This is a genomic window from Mesorhizobium sp. M0239 (assembly GCF_040321815.1).
Lineage (GTDB): Bacteria > Pseudomonadota > Alphaproteobacteria > Rhizobiales > Rhizobiaceae > Mesorhizobium.
The window spans coordinates 117,416-132,626 of sequence record NZ_JAMYSG010000005.1 but is presented as its reverse complement, the minus strand read 5'-3'; the positions used below and the strand labels follow the sequence as shown (position 1 = coordinate 132,626).

At 63.0% G+C, this 15,211-nt stretch carries 15 protein-coding genes and 1 pseudogene; 2 read left to right on the top strand and 14 right to left on the bottom strand.

Annotated features, from left to right (window positions below; translation table 11 throughout):
- Window positions 1-66: 66 nt before the first annotated feature.
- The 13 genes from NKI99_RS06545 to NKI99_RS06485 form a co-directional block, all read right to left on the bottom strand.
- Window positions 67-1,491, bottom strand: coding sequence for an FAD-binding oxidoreductase (locus NKI99_RS06545; RefSeq protein WP_352610263.1), 1,425 nt, complete (start codon window positions 1,489-1,491; stop codon window positions 67-69).
- A gap of 39 nt (window positions 1,492-1,530) precedes the next feature.
- Window positions 1,531-2,295, bottom strand: coding sequence for an amino acid ABC transporter ATP-binding protein (locus NKI99_RS06540; RefSeq protein WP_352610260.1), 765 nt, complete (start codon window positions 2,293-2,295; stop codon window positions 1,531-1,533).
- 11 nt (window positions 2,296-2,306) lie between these two features.
- Window positions 2,307-3,386 carry an amino acid ABC transporter permease gene (locus NKI99_RS06535; RefSeq protein WP_128303175.1) on the bottom strand — a complete coding sequence of 360 codons (1,080 nt, stop codon included), beginning with the start codon at window positions 3,384-3,386 and terminating at the stop codon, window positions 2,307-2,309.
- Between the two features lie 3 nt (window positions 3,387-3,389).
- Window positions 3,390-4,553 (bottom strand): ABC transporter permease subunit, encoded by a 1,164-nt coding sequence (locus tag NKI99_RS06530; RefSeq protein ID WP_352610257.1) that lies wholly within the window; start codon window positions 4,551-4,553, stop codon window positions 3,390-3,392.
- An 82-nt stretch (window positions 4,554-4,635) separates the two neighbouring features.
- On the bottom strand, window positions 4,636-5,670 hold the full coding sequence (locus NKI99_RS06525; protein ID WP_352610254.1) for an amino acid ABC transporter substrate-binding protein: 1,035 nt from the start codon (window positions 5,668-5,670) through the stop codon (window positions 4,636-4,638).
- An 86-nt stretch (window positions 5,671-5,756) separates the two neighbouring features.
- Window positions 5,757-6,707, bottom strand: a complete 951-nt coding sequence (locus NKI99_RS06520; protein ID WP_023810154.1) for a LysR substrate-binding domain-containing protein — start codon at window positions 6,705-6,707, stop codon at window positions 5,757-5,759.
- A gap of 95 nt (window positions 6,708-6,802) precedes the next feature.
- Window positions 6,803-7,552, bottom strand: a complete 750-nt coding sequence (locus NKI99_RS06515) for an SDR family NAD(P)-dependent oxidoreductase (protein WP_127271850.1) — start codon at window positions 7,550-7,552, stop codon at window positions 6,803-6,805.
- 11 nt (window positions 7,553-7,563) lie between these two features.
- The gene (locus tag NKI99_RS06510) at window positions 7,564-8,274 is read right to left on the bottom strand and encodes an SDR family oxidoreductase (protein WP_352610251.1); all 711 of its coding nucleotides are present in this window, start codon (window positions 8,272-8,274) and stop codon (window positions 7,564-7,566) included.
- Window positions 8,275-8,563: 289 nt separating this feature from the next.
- Complete coding sequence (locus tag NKI99_RS06505) at window positions 8,564-9,352, bottom strand: FadR/GntR family transcriptional regulator (protein WP_352610248.1); 789 nt, start codon at window positions 9,350-9,352, stop codon at window positions 8,564-8,566.
- Between the two features lie 50 nt (window positions 9,353-9,402).
- Window positions 9,403-9,750 (bottom strand): RidA family protein, encoded by a 348-nt coding sequence (locus NKI99_RS06500; protein WP_023810158.1) that lies wholly within the window; start codon window positions 9,748-9,750, stop codon window positions 9,403-9,405.
- 31 nt (window positions 9,751-9,781) lie between these two features.
- The gene (locus NKI99_RS06495; protein WP_023810159.1) at window positions 9,782-10,588 is read right to left on the bottom strand and encodes an SDR family NAD(P)-dependent oxidoreductase; all 807 of its coding nucleotides are present in this window, start codon (window positions 10,586-10,588) and stop codon (window positions 9,782-9,784) included.
- A complete protein-coding gene (locus NKI99_RS06490; protein WP_352610246.1) occupies window positions 10,581-11,393 on the bottom strand; it encodes a shikimate dehydrogenase family protein in 813 nt (270 codons plus the stop codon). Before NKI99_RS06490 ends, NKI99_RS06495 begins: the two co-directional genes overlap by 8 nt.
- A gap of 3 nt (window positions 11,394-11,396) precedes the next feature.
- Window positions 11,397-12,287: a 2-hydroxy-3-oxopropionate reductase gene (locus NKI99_RS06485; protein WP_023810161.1), complete on the bottom strand. Its 891-nt coding sequence runs from the start codon at window positions 12,285-12,287 to the stop codon at window positions 11,397-11,399.
- Window positions 12,288-12,397: 110 nt separating this feature from the next.
- On the opposite strand from NKI99_RS06485, the gene NKI99_RS06480 reads away from it, so the two are divergent.
- Together NKI99_RS06480 and NKI99_RS06475 are read left to right on the top strand one after the other, a co-directional pair.
- Complete coding sequence (locus tag NKI99_RS06480) at window positions 12,398-13,162, top strand: HpcH/HpaI aldolase family protein (protein ID WP_128303178.1); 765 nt, start codon at window positions 12,398-12,400, stop codon at window positions 13,160-13,162.
- Between the two features lie 15 nt (window positions 13,163-13,177).
- On the top strand, window positions 13,178-14,395 hold the full coding sequence (locus tag NKI99_RS06475) for an NAD(P)/FAD-dependent oxidoreductase (RefSeq protein ID WP_352440886.1): 1,218 nt from the start codon (window positions 13,178-13,180) through the stop codon (window positions 14,393-14,395).
- On the opposite strand, the pseudogene NKI99_RS06470 reads toward NKI99_RS06475, so the two are convergent.
- A pseudogene (locus NKI99_RS06470) lies at window positions 14,392-15,158 on the bottom strand (IS5 family transposase). The gene NKI99_RS06475 and the pseudogene NKI99_RS06470 sit on opposite strands and share 4 nt — an antisense overlap.
- Window positions 15,159-15,211 lie beyond the last annotated feature (53 nt).

Below are 15,211 nucleotides of genomic sequence, written 5' to 3'. Positions count from 1 at the left end.
CGATCGAGCCTGCCTTCGGTTCATAGGTGCACGCAGGCGGTTCGGGGCGAAATCAAGAAATGCCGTCTATTCGAAAGTTTTTCTTTGCCGAACAGCGTGCACCAGCACGCCCGGATTCATCGTTCCCCGTGGATCGAATGCATCCTTGAGCCGCGCCATGAGTTCGCGCTCCAACGGACTGCGGTTTCGGTCGGCCGTGGCGACCTTGGCGCGGCCAAGTCCATGCTCGGCCGCGAAACTGCCGCCCATTTCCGTGGCGAGCGACGATAGCGCCTCGGCGAACCGCTCGGCCTTGCCGTCAAAGCCGGCGCGGCCTTCCGGCGGCGACAGATTGTAGTGGATGTTGCCGTCGCCGAGATGCCCGAACGGGTTTATCCGCACGCCGGCAAGAATGTCGTCGCAGATCTCTGCGCCGGCCTCGACGAAACGGGCGATAGCGCCCGGAGGCACCGAGATGTCGTGCTTCAGCTGCTCGCCTTCCAGCCTCTGTCCTTCCGGCTGCTCCTCTCGCAGCCGCCAGAATTGTGCGCGATGCGCGCCCGTCGCCGCCAATGCTCCGTCCAGCACCAGGCCTTGCTCCATCCCCCACTCCAGCGCCGAAGCCAGTATCTCGTCGAGTGGAACGCGGGGGGCGGCCGATGCCAGTTCGACCAGCACATAGACCTCGCCGCGCGCCTCCAACTGGTAGCCTAGGTCGGGCAGGTGTTTGAGGGCCAGTCCCAGCCCGATGTCGGAGAAGAACTCGAGGCCGGTCAGGAATTCCCCCGCCTCGCCCCGCAGAAAGGTGCCGAACGAAACCGCGGCAGCGAAATCGGGCATGACGACAAGCGCGCTCGCCTGCCGCCGCGGCATCGGGTAGAGCCGCAGGATCGCGCGCGTCACGATGCCAAGCGTTCCTTCCGCGCCGCAATAGAGCTTGCGCAACTGGTAGCCGGCATTGTCCTTCTGCACCGCGCGCAGCCCGTTCCATATCGCCCCGTCAGGGGTCACGACCTCCAGGCCAAGCACGAGGTCTTGCATCATGCCATACCGGAATGCCTGGCTGCCGCCGGCATTGGTGCCGACCAGGCCGCCGATCCTGGCGCTGCCTTCCGCGCCGAGATGCATCGGAAACATCAGGCCGTGCGGTTCCAGCGCCTCGTGCAGCGCGGCAAGCACGGCCCCCGCCTCGATGAGGATCGAGCCGCTGTCCAAGTCCGGTTTGCCGATCGCCGTCATGCGCGAAAGCGAAACGATCACCGCATCCGGCCGGTCGGCGACGGCGCCGCCGCAAAGCCCGGTGTTGCCGCCTTGCGGCACGACCGCCAGTCCGGCCGCGTGGCATGCCTTTACGACACTGGCCACTTCGGAGGTGTCCGCAGGCCTGGCCACGCCCAGAGCCGCGACGCCGTAGCGATCGAGCCAATCGCGCTGATAGGGCCTGGCATCGCTGCCCGAAAGCCAGCCTTTCGGTCCGAGCATCTCGCGCAAGAGGGTGACGGGATCAGTCACGGAACATGGCTGCGGCCTGACGCGGGATCGTTGCATCGATCAGTGACCAAGCACTTGCGACAGGAACTGCCGCGTGCGCTCGTTGCGGGAAAAGGTGAAGAATTCATCGGGAGGCGCCTGTTCGACGATCTCGCCTCCATCCATGAAAATTACCCGGTCGGCAACCCGGCGCGCAAAACCCATCTCATGCGTGACGCAGATCATTGTCATGCCTTCGGAGGCGAGCGTGACTATGACGTCGAGCACTTCCGCGATCATTTCCGGGTCGAGCGCAGAGGTCGGCTCATCGAACAGCATGATCTCGGGCTGCATGCAAAGGGCACGCGCTATCGCGACCCGCTGTTGCTGGCCGCCGGACAACTGACCGGGATACTTCATCGCCTGTTCAGGAATGCGTACCTTCTCCAGATAGCGCCGGGCGGTCGCCTCGGCATCCGCGCGCGGCACCTTGCGCACGATCATGGGCGCGAGCATGCAGTTCTCCAGCACCGTCATGTGTGGAAACAGGTTGAAGTGCTGGAACACCATGCCGACTTCCCGCCTGATCCCGTCGATGTTGCCGACATCGTCGTTGAGCTCGGTGCCGAGCACGGTGATCCGGCCGCCATTGTGCTGCTCCAGACGGTTGATGCAGCGGATCATGGTGGACTTGCCGGAGCCGGACGGGCCGCAGACGACGATCCTCTCGCCGCGATCCACGGACAAGCTCACCTTTCGCAGCGCCTGGAATGTCCCGTAATATTTGTCGAGATTTTCGATCAGCACCGCGGGGCCGCTGGATCGGGGCGAGTTTCCTGAAATCACGTAAACGCCCCCTATCGTTCGCCGACCGACATACGGCGCTCGAGAAAAGCGCCATAGCGGGACAGGCTGAACACGAAGATGAAGTAGATGAAGGCGATGAAGGCATAGACCTCGACATAGGCGAAGCGCCACTCGCCGGTGCCGTAGGCGGCATTGCCGGAGGCCAGGATCTCGAAGAAGCCGACGATGATCACCAGCGAGGTTTCCTTGAACGAGATCACGAACTGGTTGATCGTCGCCGGCAGCGCATTGCGCATGGCCTGCGGTAGAAGAATGCGGCCGACGCGCTGCCAGTAGCGCATGCCAAGCGCCATGGCTGCCTCTTCTTGCCCACTGGGAACGCCCTGCATCCCACCTCTGACGATCTCCGCCTGGTAGGCGGAAAAAAACAGGGCCGAGCCCAGGATCACCCGGTACAGCTTGTCGCCCACCAGCCATTGCGGCAGTGCGAACGGCAGCACGATGGCGAAGGTGAACAGGATCGAGATCAGAGGCAATGAACGCACCCCGTCGATGATGAGGCCGGTGGTGCGGGAAATCCATGGCAGGCCGGAGCGGCGCAGCAGCGCCAGGCAGATCGCCAGCGGGAAGCCGATCAGGCAGGTGGTCACGAAGATGAACAGGGTCAGCGCCAGTCCGCCCCAGGCCTCCTCGCCGACATAGGGCAGACCAAGCACGCCGCCCTTCATCAGCACGTAGAAAAGCGCCGTTCCGGCTCCCCATACGAGTGCAATGCGGCGACCCGTCCAGAAGGCCGGAATGCAACTTAGCACCGTCATGACCACGACGGTCAGGCAAGCCAGGGCCGACCGCCACTGCTCGTCATAGGGATAGAGGCCGAACAGGATGATGCGCCATCGCGCGGCAATGACCGACCAGCAGGCTCCCGCCGCCGCCTGACAGGCTTCGGGTCCGCCGCTCGTCGTGAAGACGGCCGAGAAAACCGCCCAATTCAGGAGCTTCCAGACCAGGAAGACCATGATCGCCAGGGAAGCCAGCGACAGCAATGCCTGCAGGGGTGTCGCAAAGAAGCGCCGCCTCAGATCCTCGATCTTTCCAAGGGCAGGAGGGGCGACAACGACCATTTCCATCCCTCACCCCCTCAACTGGTTGCCCTTGAGGGCGATTGCTTTGTTGATGCGGTTGAAGATGGCGGCGAGGCTGAGGTTGATGGCGAGGAAGCCAGCCATCAGGATGCCGATCGCTTCGATTGTCTGGCCGGAATGGTTGATCGTCAGCGCCACGATCATGAAGAAATCCGTGAAGCCCACCGCGATGCCCATTGTGGTCGCCTTCATCAGCCAGACATACTGGTTGGCGAGGATTGGCAGCATGGCGCGTAGTGCCAGCGGCAGCCGCACCAGCATGAAGACCCGCCACGGGCCGAGGCCCAGGGAAAGAGCCGCCTCGACCTGGCCCTTGCCGACAGCCTTGAACCCGCCGCGCACGATCTCGGCGATGTAGGAGCCGCCATAGATGGCGATCGCGATGGCCAGTGTCGCAAATTCCGGCGGAATGCGCAGGCCGCCTCTCAGATTGAGACCTTGCAGCGCCGGGAAATCGAGCAGCGGCAAGTCGGCCAGGCGGCCGGCCACCAGAACGACGGCCGCGCAGGCAAGTGCCGCCGCCGAGCAGGCAAGCTGGATGCCGCCACGCTGGCCGACCGGCAGGCTGAGGCGCGATGTCCTGCCCAGCCAGATCGGCAGCGCGATGGCGGCAATCACAGCCAATGTCGCCGCAGCGAGCGCGGCGCTGCTGACATTGGGGAACGGAATGTAAAGCCCCCGGCTGGTGAGGAGAAAGCCCCATCCCTCATGCGCGGCGCGCGGCGTCGGCAGATGGGTGATGACGGCATACCAGAAAAAAACCTGGAGGATCAGCGGGATGTTTCGGAAGATGTCCACATAGGTGCGGCCGAGCAGCCGGGCCAATTCGTTCGAGGATGTTCGCGCCAGGCCGACGATCGTTCCCACGATCGTCGCCAGCGTCAGGCCGACGGTTCCCAGAAACAGCGTATTGATGATCCCGATGAGGAAGTACCACCAATAAGGATCGTTCGCCGTGGCGGGCAGCAGCGAGAAGTTCAGGTCCCAGCCCGTGGACTTGAACAGGAAGTCGAATCCGGAGGTGATCCCCTGCGCCGCCAGGTTCTGTCTGGCGATCGCAATGCCGGCAAGCACCATCGCGGCGATCGAGCCGACATACAGGACCTGCAACAGTGCGTTGCGGACTTTTTGATTTCTCAGCAGGCTGACCATTCAGAAATCCTTCCCGAATTGCCGCGCGGTCCCGCCCGGTGGGAGCCGGGCGGGACCTGGAGCGAGATGCGTTCAGAACGGATCAATCGACAGCCAGCGGGAACAGGACACCGCCATTGTTCCACAAATTGGTCAGTTCGCGATCCATCTTGTAGGGCGAGTCCTTGCCGAGATCGCGATCGAAGATTTCGCCGTAGTTGCCGACGTTCTTGATCACCTTGTAGGCCCAGTCGTCGGAGAGCCCGAGACCTTTGCCCATGCCTGGCGTGACGCCGAGGAATTTGGCGACCTGCGGTGAGGTCGGCTTGGCCTTTATCTCGTCGACGTTCTTCGAGGTAATACCTTCCTGCTCGGCAAAGATCAGCGTGCTCAGCGTCCAGTTGGCGATGTCGACCCAGTTGTCGTCGCCTTGCCGCATGATCATGACTTCAGGCTCGACGGCGAGCACGTCGGGCAGAATGACGTGGTCGTCGACCTTGCTCTTGGCGATGCGCGCAATGGCCAGTGTCGGACCCCACTGCGCATAAAGATCGCAGCGTCCCGAGAAATAGGCCTGCTCGAGCTCCTCGGTCTTCTCGATGAGCACCGGTTCGAGCTTGATGCCGAGCTTGGCCGTATAGGCAGCGACCTGCTGTTCCTGCGAGGTGCCGGCGGGAATGCAGATCGTGCCGCCTGCGGCATCCTTGAGCGACTTGAGGTTCAGCTCCTTGTGCGCCATCACCTTGGTGGTCCCGAGATAGTAGGACATGGAGAACTGCAGCCCAAGTTCGGTGTCGCGGCTGAGCGTGCCGCCCGAGGCCTTGATGATGATGTCGACATCGCCGGACTGCAAGGCCGGCCAGCGCTGGGCCCAGCTGATCGGAACGACCTTCAGCTTCGCCGGGTCGCCGAACACGGCCGCGGCTACCGCCTTGCAGAGGTCGATGTCCATGCCCTTCCAGTTGCCCTTGTCGTCCACCTCGGCGAAGCCGAGATAGGAGCCGTCATGGCCGGTGCAGTTCAGCATGCCGCGTGCCTTGACGGTTTCGAGCGTCTTGCCGCCGGCGGCTTCCGCCGGCGCCGCAAAATGCACGAGGCCAAGGGCCAGGGCCGAAGCCCCCCATTTCATCATTTTCATGTTCCGTCTCCACTGTTGAGGTTGTTTGGTTTCTTGTTGTTGGAGGCCCGAAAAGCGTCTTTCAGGCCTCGGTCTCGAAGCCGCTTCTAGTCGGAAAGCGGGGCCGGTTTCGGTAACGAGGAAATCGTGAGGTCGCCGCGCCAGTCCTGCTGAGCCAGCCATCGGTGAAGTGCGGCGACCGCCTTCACACGCAGATGTCCGCGCGGGACGACAAGATAGAAGCCCGGGACTTCCTCTGGCTTCATATCGGCAATGGCGTCGCGGCCGATCGGCGCGACCAGCGTGCCCGCTCGGAAATCTTCCTCGGCGTCGATGACGGAAACCAAGCCCACACCTATGCCTTGCAAGGTCGCCCGGCGCATGGTCGCGGCGTCGTCGAAGCTGATGCTGCGGTCGCCATCCGTCAGTTCCACGCCAAGGTGGCGCAATATGTCCGGCCACAGACGCTTCGACTTGACGGTGTCGAGCAACGTGAACTGTGTCAGATCATGCGCCGACTTGATCCTTTCGCCGATCGCCGGCGTGCAGCAGATGATCTTCGGGTCCGGCACCAGCAACGTGGTTTCATAGTCGGACCAGTTGCCGTAGCCCCACTGGACCGTCATATCGATATCGTCGCGCCCGAAATCGGGCAGGTCGACCATCGTCGTCAGGCGCAGATCCGCGCCCGGCAAGATTTCCCGGAACAACGAAAGCCGCGGCAGGAGATAGTGCGTGGCGAAGTATGGGCTTGCATTCAGGTTGATGCGGTCCCGATAGTTCGACTTGGTGACGCGGCGAACGCCTTCGGCAAACTCGTTGAAGCCGGCCTTGACATAGTGCGACAGAAGAATGGCCGACTCGGTCAGTTCGATCGACCGGCCCTTACGCTCGAACAGCGTTACCTGGAGCGTATCCTCCAGAAGCTTGATCTGCTGTCCGACGGCCTGCGGCGTGACCAGCAATTCATCCGCCGCCTGCCGAAAGCTCTTGTGCTGCGCGACCGCGTGGAACACGCGCAGAGCATTCAGCGAGGGAAGGCGCAGCTTGCCGGTCATCGAAAATTCCGTTCCTTTCCCTGCTTGTGGCCGGTCGGTCATGCACTGCCTCGGTCATGCACTGCCAGAGTTCAGTCGCCTGCGGCGAAAGAGGCTCAGGCGTATATGTAACCACCTGAAACAATTACGTTTTCACCGGTCATGTAAGTGTTCTTGGGGCTGCCCGTCATCAGCACCCATTCGGCAATTTCCTTTGGCTCGGCACCGCGGCCGAGCGGGCTCGCCTTGGCCAGTTCCTCCAGGAAGCCGAGCGCTTTTGCCTTCTCCGTCGCCATGCCGGCCGGCGCCACCGAATTCACCAGAATGCCGTCCTTCGCCACGTGATGGGCAAAGGATCGGGTAAGGCTGACGACGGCGGCCTTGGTCGCCGCATAATGAGCGTTCTGCGGATGCGCCTTGAAGGCGTCGACCGAGGTCAGGTTCACGATCCGCCCGCGGACGTGGCTCTTCGGCTCCTGCGATTGCATGTGGCGAACCGCCGCCACCATCATGTGGTAGGTGCCCTTGATGTTGATGCCGTTGGAGGCATCCCAGTCGGCGTCGGTGATTTCGAGGAGCGGGCGGCGAGGGTAGATCGCGGCACAATTGATCAGCGTGTCGACGCGCCCGAGTTTCGAAACGATCGCCTCGAATGCGGCGTGGCACTGTGGGCCTACCTGGATGTCGCAAAGGGCGGTCGCGGTAGGCAGTCCGCTGGCCTTCGCGGTCGCCAGCGCAGACTCGGCGGCTTCCTGGTTGATGTCGATGATGCCGATCTTTGCCGCTCCGGCCTCGACAGCCATCTCGGCTAAGAGGGCACCGAGGCCGGCACCACCGCCAACGATCAGAACGGAAAGATCTTTCATCCCAGTTTTCCTTACTTGGTACCGCTTGGCGAGGTTGGCCAAGTCGGCATGATGTCGAAACGGGTAACGTCGGCCCATGCGGGGAGCCCAAGCACAGCGACGACCATCCTGGCCACGTCATCCGGTTGCACCACTTTGCTGGCGTACATGGCTGCGCGCGCGTTGGCGTCGAGGATGTCCTGGTAGAGCTGCGTCTCGACACGGCCGGCAACGATCTCGGTGACGCGTACGCCTGATGGGGAGAGGTCGGCGCGCAGCGCTGCTGCAAAGCCTGATATCGCCGCCTTGGTCGCTGAATAGACGGCAATGTTGGAGTATACCGCGTGGCCCGCTGTGGAGCCGGTGAACAATACATGCCCGGACTGCCGCTCGCGCATTTGCGGGACGACGAGGCGCGTGAGCAGGATTGCCGCGCTGAGGTTCACCTCGAGCGTGGTGTCGATGTCAGCGATCTTCATATCGGCGAAGTTGCCGAGCGGCGGCATGACCCCGGCATTGTTGATCAGCACGTCGATGGTGAGATCCGCCAGGGCCGCTTCCAGGGCCTCGCGGTCGGTGACGTCGACGGCAATCGGCACGATGCCGGACCGCTGTGCCTGCAGCTCCTTGAGCGCGGCCTGGCTGCGTCCGACCGCATAGACGTCGTAGCCGGCGTCGCTCAGCGCGATCGCTATGGCCCGCCCTATGCCGCTCGTCGCACCGGTGATGAAGGCTGTCGTCACGTGGACTTTCCTGATTGTCTGTTTTCAGTTTGCGGCCCGGGCCGATGCCGCGAAACCAAGAAAACCAGCAAAAAGGAAAGATAAACTTTCGAAAATTTCGAACGCCTCCAAACCTCCTTGGGGTGCTCGTATAACCGCAGCAGCCGAAAACCTAGGGAAACGCTGGCAAGCTGGCGCCTTCAGCCCTTGGGAAACCCGCGCAGCCGGTGACGGAACAAAAAACACGGCTTTCGCAACGGATGTCTAATTTTCGGCCCAGGCGCGCCGATGCGATCGAATTCGCGAGGCCTCACCCGCCTGTCGAGACAGGCCTTTTCATGTCGGTGAAAAGTGAGGCCGCCGCCGCCTTCTGCTCGGCTTCGATTGCCTCCACGCCAGAGGCTCGGGCCAGGGCGCGCACCCGCCCGAGGCTGTTGTGCAGGTGCTTGCGCATGGCCCGGCGGGCGGCGCGGCCATCCTGCCTTTCGATGGCGTCGACGATCGTCTTATGTTCGCTGTGTATGCGCGCGTAGTAGCTGTCCTTGAGTTCGGGCGTGACCAGATAGCCGAGCTGGAAGCGCGGCACGATCATCGGCCCGAGATAGCTTAGGAAACCGTGGATGAATTCATTTCGTGCCGCCTTGGCGATCGCCAGGTGGAAATCATAGTCGTAGTGGATCTGGACGACGGCGGGATCGGCCTGCTGGGCGTCGACCTGTTCCATCAAGGTGCGGATCGCGCTGGCTTCCGCATCGGTGCGCCGTTCCGCGCACAATCCCGCCGACTCCACCTCGACGCTCAACCTCAGCTCGAGCAGCGCAATGGTTTCCGGCAAGGTCCTGAGCGCTTCGTCCGGTATCGAGAAGTTGCGCGGCGCCGGCGTCTCGCTGACGAACATACCGCGCCCCTGCTGCGGCACCACCAGGCCTTCGGAACGTAGTCGCGCCACAGCTTCCCGCACCACGGTGCGGCTGACATCGTACTCGGCGCAAAGCTCCGCCTCTGTCGGCAATTGCGCGCCGGGCAGCAGCTGTCCGGAACGGATCTTCTCGGACAGGCTCTCCGCCACGACGGTGGAAAGCGGCTTGCGCTTCGTCATCAGTCTCCCTCTCGCCAGATTCGGGATGATGCCCGAACCGGCAGGACCATTCAAACCGCCGCGGTGACGATCAGTTCGACCAGCATTCCGGGCTTCGCCATCCGTCCTTCGCCCGATGAGCGCGCCGGTGCGTGCTCCCCGGGCATCCAGGCGTCCCACACCGCGTTGACTTCGTCGAAATCCCTGATGTCGTCCAGCCACATCTGCACATGAAGGATGCGGGTCTTGTCCGTGCCCGCCTTGCCAAGCAGCGCATCGATCTTGCCGAGCACCTCGCGCATCTGGTCGGCCGCGGACTGGCCGGGCCTCGCGACCTGGCCGGTGAGGTAGAGCGTGCCGTTATGGATGACGCCGTGGTGGATGCGGGTATCGAAGTCGAAGCGCTGGATGTCGCTCACTGGCCGGATATTGCTCACTGGATTATCCTTGTCAGATAGCCGGCGTTTGCCGGATGGGATTTCCCTGCAGATATTGTGCGTAAGGCGCCTGAACCAGCCAGCCGGCGTCGACCGGCAAGGTGACGCCGGTAATCGAAGCGGCGCGCTCCGAGCAGAGGAACAATGCCGCCTCGGCGACATCGCGCGGCTCGACGAAGCGTCGCAGTGCCGTGGTGGCCTGTATGGCTTCGGGGTTGCGTTCACCCTTGGCGATCTTGGTCTTCAAACCATCGGAAAGTGTATAGCCGGGCGCGACCGCATTGACGCGAACGCCATGCGGGCCGAGTTCGGCGGCGAGGATCTGGGTCAGGGCCAGGACCGCATGCTTTCCCGGCGTGTAGGCCGGCAGCGACAGCGGCGCGAAAGAGGCGAGCGAGCCGACATTCAGGATCGCGCCTCGCCGGGCGGCCGACATCAGCCGGCCAAACACCTGGCACCCCAACAGCGTGCCGCGATAATTCACCCGCCACATCTTCTCGTCCTCGTCCAGATCCTGATCAAGGACGTACTTGCCGCTCTGCAAGATGCCGGCGCAGTTGACGACGACGTGAGGCGTGCCGAACCCGTCGCTGACAATCCGTGCCAGAGCCTCGACTGAGCCGCTATCTGCGACATCTGTCTGGACAAACAGCGCACGCGGCGCGCCTGCCGCCTGGCAGGAGCCGGCCGCCTCATTGCCCCTCGTCGCATCCCGGCCGGAGACGACCACATGATAACCGTCTTCGGCGAAGCGCTGCGTGATAGCGCGTCCGATGCCGGACGTGCCGCCGATGACGACGGCAGTCGGTGTCTCAGCCATGGCCACGGTCCTTGCCTTCGATGTCGAAGAATTCGGACATCGCCCGGACCTGGAAATCCATCATCGGGCGTCCCGGTTGAACGCGGCAGCCGACCCCCTTGGCCGCCCGCAGCAGAGCGGTTTCCGCAGGCTCCATGATGATGTCCACGACCGTCATATCCGGGGTCAGCCGGCTGACGTCAAGCGGCAGCGGATCGCTGGCATGCATGCCGACAGGTGTGGCGTTGATCGCCATATGCATGCCGGAAGGCTCGGCCCCTCCGACCTGGATGCGGCATTTCGGGAACGCGCGGCCAACCAGCGCCGCCAGTTTCCCGGCACGCGCCGTATCGATGTCGGTAAGGCGGATTTCGTCGGCGCCGGCTTCCGCGAGACAATAGGCGAGCGAGGCACCGGCGCCGCCGGCACCGACTTGAAGAATGCGGCGGCCGGCGATCTGATGTCCGTTTGCCTTTAGCGCATCGATGAAGCCGACGCCGTCGAAATTGTCGGCATACCAGCTGCCATCCGGCAGCCGTCGCACCGAGTTGGCGCTTTCCACCCGCGCGGCGCGGTCATGCGCGGCGGAGCATTTGTGGTAGACGGCAACCTTGTACGGCACCGAAATGATCACGCCCCTGATATTCTCGGCTGCCGTGATGCCGGCCCAGAAGGTCTCGAAATCCTCCGGGCGGCAGCTCAAGGGCACCATGAGGCTGTCGAGGCCCTTCTGCTCGAAGATCTCGTTGAATATGCCGGGGCTCTTGGCATGGGCCACGGGATGGGCCAGCATCACGAAGATCTCGGCCTTGCCGGTTCCGCGCATCGGTTACTCCTTTTCTTTTGACAGTTCGTGGCCGCTCAGGATCTCCAGCGCCCGGACGAGAGACGAGTGATCGGCCTCGGCGCCACCTGGATGGCCTGAACAGGCATTCATCAGTTGCTGCGCCATGGCGGTGTTCGGCAGCGCCACGCCAAGGACGCGGGCACTGTCAAGCGCCAGGTTGAGATCCTTCTGGTGGAGCTTGATGCGGAAGCCTGGGGCGAAGGTCCGGTCGATCATGCGCTGGCCATGCACTTCCAGGACGCGTGAAGCGGCGAAGCCACCCATCAGGGCGCCGCGCACCTTCGTCGGGTCGCACCCGGCCTTGCTGGCGAAGACAAGCGCTTCGGCCACGGCCTCGATGTTGAGCGCGACGATGATCTGGTTGGCGATCTTGCAGGTCTGCCCGGCGCCATTCTGCTCGCCGATCGAAGTGACGTTCTTGCCGAGTGTCTCAAAGATCGGCAGCGCCCGCTCGAACTCGGCGGCCGGGCCGCCGACCATGATGGTGAGGCTTGCCGCCTTGGCGCCGACCTCGCCGCCCGAGACCGGGGCGTCGAGGTAGCCGGCTCCCTTCTCTCGCAGTTTCGCCGCGAACGCCGCCGTGGCGATGGGGCTGATCGAGCTCATGTCGACGACCAGCTTGCCGGCTGACAGTCCTTCCAGGACGCCGTCCTCGCCCAACAGGACGCGTTCGACGTCAGGCGTGTCGGGCAGCATGGTGATGATGATCTCGGACCGCCGTGCCACTTCGGCGGCGGACGCGACGACCGATGCGGTCAGGCCCTGCGGTAGAGGGGAGCGATTGAGAACGGTGACGATCTCATGCCCGGCATCGGCCAGGTGGCGCGCCATCGGTGCTCCCATGACGCCAAGCCCGATGAACCCGATCCTCATTCTCCAGCTCCCATTCGAAAGTCCGCACATCCCATCTTGCACCGTTTTGTAGCCATATGATATAGGACATCATACAAATTTCAGTCCAGATGATTGGAGATGATCGCAAGATGCAAGAACGCCTCAACACGCTGAAAGCTGCCACAGCGGCTGGCCAGGCTCACATCGGCATCTGGTGCTCGCTGGCTTCGGCGCTCACCACGGAGATCGTCGCCGGCTCCGGAGCCGATTGGGTGCTGATCGACGGCGAGCACAGCCCCAACCATCTGCGCAGCATCATGGCGCAGCTTCAGGTGATGGGCGGCTTCGACAGCGAGGCTGTCGTCAGGCTGCCCTCCGACGATCCCAATCTGATCAAGCAGGCGCTGGATATCGGCGCACGCAGCCTGATGATCCCCAATGTACGGACCGCCGATCAGGCCCGCGCCATCGTCGCGGCAATGACCTATGCGCCCGGCGGATTTCGCGGCTTCTCGGTCGGTCACCGCGCCAACGCCTTCGGCCGCATCGCCGGCTACCACGCCAAGGCGCGTGAGCAGCAGCTTCTCGCCGTGCAGATTGAGGATGAATTGGGCGTGGCGAATGCCGCCGAGATCGCGGCGGTCGACGGCGTCGACGTTCTCTTCGTCGGTCCCGGCGATCTTTCCACCAATATGGGCGCGATGGGCAATCCCGGCGCGGCACATGTCCAGGAGGCAATCTCGTCCGTGCGTCAGGCCGCAACGGCGGCAGGCAAGGCAAGCGGCATCCTGGCGCCGGCGAGGGCCGATGCCGACCGCTACCTTGCCGAAGGCTTCACCATGGTTGCCGTCGGTTCGGACCTTGGCCTTCTTGCGCGGGGCTCGGATGCCCTGATCGCTTTGTTCAACCAGTAGCTTGGAGTCGGAGCCATGGCGATCCCGCCTTACAAAGCGCCATCGCGCAACGCCTACGACATCGTCATCGTCGGCGGAGCGGTTGTCGGCTCGTCCACGGCCTACTGGCTGAGCCAGGCGCTGGGCAGCGGTGCATCGATCCTCGTGGTCGAGCGCGATAGCAGTTACGAGTTTTCATCGACAGCGCTGTCCACCAGCGCGATCCGGCAGCAATATTCCAATCCGATCAATGTGAAGATCAGCCAGTTCGGCATCGAGATCATCCGCACCTTCCAGGAGCGCATGGCACCCTTCTACAAGGACGAGCCGGCGCCCGATCTCGGCTTTCGTGAGCACGGCTATCTCTACTGCTGCTCCCCGGACGGCGTCGAAGCGGCCCGCGAGCGCGTCGACCTGCAGCGAAGTCTCGGGGCTCACACTGTCTTCCTCAAGCCGGGCCCGCTGAAGGATCGCTTTCCCTGGCTCAACGTGGATGATCTCGGCGGCGGTTCCTGGGGGGCCCGGGAAGAGGGCTGGTTCGATTCCATGGGGCTGATGAACGGTTTCCGCCGAGCCGCCCGCGCCAGCGGTGTCGAGTATATCGATAATGCCGTGACGGAGCTTGGCATCGCCAACGGGCGGGTCATCTCAGTGCGCCTCGCGACCGGCCAGACGATCGCCTGCGGAACATTGGTCAACGCCGCGGGTCCGCGCGCGCAACAGGTGGCAGCCATGGCCGGCCTGTCGATCCCGGTCGCGCCGTACAAGCGCTACAGCTTCGTCTTCGCCAGCGCCAATCCGATCCCTGGCCGGATGCCTAACGTCATCGACCTTTCCGGTACATTCGTGCGCCCGGAAGGCGAGCTTTTTCTCACCGGCAACACCCCGCAGGGCGACGGGCCGGCCGGCTACGACGACTTCGAAATGCAGTATGAAGAGTTCGACGAATATATCTGGCCGGCGCTCTGGCATCGCGTCCCGGCCTTCGATGCCCTCAAGGTCCAGACCAGTTGGACCGGCCACTACGAGTACAACATGCTCGACCACAACGGCATCGTCGGCTTCCACCCGCAGGTGACCAATTTCATGTTTGCCAACGGCTTCTCGGGGCACGGGCTGCAACAGTCGCCAGCCGTGGGCCGGGGAGTTTCAGAACTCATCGTTCACGGGGCTTTCCAGACGCTCGATCTGTCGCCGTTCTGTTACGAGCGCATAGAGCGCAACGAGCCGTTCCTCGAGGAAGCGGTGATCTAGGACGTAGACTCATTACCGCGTAGCCAGATGCGGATTGCGACGAGTTTGAGCGCGGTAAGATAGTTCTCAGCCAACTTGTCGTAGCGGGTTGCGATGCGGCGGAACTGCTTGGCTTTGTTGAAGAAGCGCTCAACCAAGTTGCGGCCTTATACAAGAAGGGGCTGAAGCAGATTGGGTCCTTGCGGTTGGCCTTGGGCGGGATGTTGGCCCATGCTTTTCGCTTGCTGACCGCATTACGCAAGGCGTTGGCATCATAGCCCTTGTCGGCGAGTAGCATGGCACCCTCCGGCAGATCCGTGATCAGGTCCGCTGCCGAGGCAATATCACTCATCTGACCTGCCGTGAGCATCAATTTGATCGGCATGCCTTTGGCGTCGACAAGAGCATGGATTTTGGTTGTCAGCCCGCCTCGGGAACGACCGAGACAATGATCTCGATCCCCCTTTTTTGCCGTCGCGCCCTGCTGGTGGACGCGAACAATAGAGGTGTCGATCATCTGCACCTTGCCGTCATGGACTTTGGTGATAGCGTCCATGAGGCGGTCCCACACGCCTGCTTTCCGCTATCGGACGAAGCGATTGTAACAGGTGGTGCGTGGACCATACCGCTCTGGTAGATCCCGCCAAGGCGCACCGGATCGCAGCACCCAGAAGATGCCGTTTAGCACGCACCGATCATCGACACGCGGCACCCCTCGTGGCCTTTTGGGCAAAAGTGGCTCGATCACGTGCCATTCGGAGTCGGTCAGGTCATATCGGCTCATGCAGAGTCTGGAATCAGATTCCGCTGCAATAGGAGAGCCGCCAGTCGACAATC

Bases quoted from the DNA above. Each gene is read 5' to 3' on its own strand.
- NKI99_RS06535 (WP_128303175.1), bottom strand. From the start codon at position 3,386: ATGGAAATGGTCGTTGTCGCCCCTCCTGCCCTTGGAAAGATCGAGGAT.
- NKI99_RS06530 (WP_352610257.1), bottom strand. From the start codon at position 4,553: ATGGTCAGCCTGCTGAGAAATCAAAAAGTCCGCAACGCACTGTTGCAG.
- NKI99_RS06525 (WP_352610254.1), bottom strand. From the start codon at position 5,670: ATGAAAATGATGAAATGGGGGGCTTCGGCCCTGGCCCTTGGCCTCGTG.
- NKI99_RS06520 (WP_023810154.1), bottom strand. From the start codon at position 6,707: ATGACCGGCAAGCTGCGCCTTCCCTCGCTGAATGCTCTGCGCGTGTTC.
- NKI99_RS06515 (WP_127271850.1), bottom strand. From the start codon at position 7,552: ATGAAAGATCTTTCCGTTCTGATCGTTGGCGGTGGTGCCGGCCTCGGT.
- NKI99_RS06505 (WP_352610248.1), bottom strand. From the start codon at position 9,352: ATGACGAAGCGCAAGCCGCTTTCCACCGTCGTGGCGGAGAGCCTGTCC.
- NKI99_RS06495 (WP_023810159.1), bottom strand. From the start codon at position 10,588: ATGGCTGAGACACCGACTGCCGTCGTCATCGGCGGCACGTCCGGCATC.
- NKI99_RS06490 (WP_352610246.1), bottom strand. From the start codon at position 11,393: ATGCGCGGAACCGGCAAGGCCGAGATCTTCGTGATGCTGGCCCATCCC.
- NKI99_RS06485 (WP_023810161.1), bottom strand. From the start codon at position 12,287: ATGAGGATCGGGTTCATCGGGCTTGGCGTCATGGGAGCACCGATGGCG.
- NKI99_RS06480 (WP_128303178.1), top strand. From the start codon at position 12,398: ATGCAAGAACGCCTCAACACGCTGAAAGCTGCCACAGCGGCTGGCCAG.
- NKI99_RS06475 (WP_352440886.1), top strand. From the start codon at position 13,178: ATGGCGATCCCGCCTTACAAAGCGCCATCGCGCAACGCCTACGACATC.